At 33.3% G+C, this 1,519-nt stretch carries 2 protein-coding genes; both read left to right on the top strand.

The annotated features are described in order from the left end of the window. The coding region (gene folP / locus SVN78_11150) for a dihydropteroate synthase (protein MDY6822162.1) at positions 1 to 1,173 on the top strand (1,173 nt) is incomplete at its 5' end. Beyond that, positions 1,166 to 1,519: TIGR00159 family protein (locus SVN78_11145; protein MDY6822161.1), on the top strand; the 354-nt coding region annotated here is incomplete at its 3' end. The genes folP and SVN78_11145, both read left to right, overlap by 8 nt.

Below are 1,519 nucleotides of genomic sequence, written 5' to 3'. Positions count from 1 at the left end.
AAACCATTATATGCAACCGAAAATAGATTGAGAAATGAAATAAAGCGAGTCGGCGTAGATCCTTATGCAGAGTATCTAATAAATAAAGGCTTATCCTTTAATATAAGAATTAAGAATTTAAGACCCTGTCAAGCTAATATAATAAAACAAGAGGCTTTGGCAGTTGGAATTGATGCTGCTGTGGCACGTGATGTTGTAAGCTGTTCACGAGATATATCTGATGTTTGTTTGTTCGCACATATTCATGGTTTAACTAAATTTGTTGAAAAACTCAAGAAACAACCCTTTGGCTTAAAAGATTTAGCCTTAGAAATAGAAGATATGTTATTCGCTAATAAGATAAGAGAGTTAAAATTGAGAGATGTTATAATGCCTTTAAATAAGCCAAAATTAATGGGCATATTAAATACTACCCCTGATTCTTTTAGTGATGGAGGTTTATATACAAATAGAGAAGCTATTCTAGGCAGGCTTATAGAGTTTAAAGAAAAAGGTGTTGATATAGTTGATATTGGCGGCGAATCAACAAGGCCGTACAGTAAAAGGGTGTCTGCTGAAAAGGAGTGGAGTAGGATTGCCTTTGCAGTAGAGAAAGCTTTGGAATTAGGTTTGGTTGTTTCCGTAGATACATATAAATCGGAAGTTGCGGCAGAAGCTCTAAAGCTTGGTGTTCATATGATTAATGATATTAGCGGCATGGGTTTTGATAAGAAAATGGCAGAGGTTGTGGCTCGTTATAATTCAGCTATTTGTTTAATGCATATTAAAGGGGTGCCTGAAACGATGCAGGATAATCCTAGCTATGAGGATGTAGTTGAGGAGATATATTTTCATCTAGAGGATTTAATAAATAAAGCTATATCAGCTGGGATATCAAAAGAGTCGATTATTGTAGATCCAGGATTTGGTTTTGGTAAAAAATTAGAGCATAATTTAAATTTATTAAAATATTTTTGGGAGTTTAGTGGCTTGAAAGTGCCTCTATTAGTTGGAATTTCTAGAAAAGGTTTTGTTGGTAAACTCTTAGGAAACCAGGATAAATATCGGGTTTTAGGTTCAAAACTCTTAGAGATGTTAACGTTGTTACAGGGAGCATCCATTATTAGAGCTCATGATATAGATGAATCGAAAGCTTTAATTGAATTAACAAATCATTTAATTTGTGATGACTGAAGTTATAAAAACCTTTAGTCTTATTGACTTAATAGATATCCTAATTATTTCCTATCTAACTTATAGGCTCCTTCTTTTATTTAAAGGTAGCAAAACAATTTATATGTTTTTTGGGGTTATCTTCTTATTGGTAGCTTCATTTTTTTCTAATATGCTGAAACTAACCACCACCTCGTGGTTATTAGATAGTTTCACATCATACTTATTTTTAATACTGATTATTGTTTTTCAGCCTGAGTTTAGGAGGGTATTGGCTGCCTTAGGAGAGCCTCGTATAAGGGGTAATAATAAGAGTACAGAAATGGCTTCCTATTTAGATGAGATTATAAAAGCAGTAATTGTGCTT

It is taken from the genome of Deferribacterota bacterium, assembly GCA_034189185.1.
Lineage (GTDB): Bacteria > Chrysiogenota > Deferribacteres > Deferribacterales > UBA228 > UBA228.
Note: the sequence above shows the minus strand (reverse complement) of the source record. Positions and strands in the feature narration are given on the sequence as shown.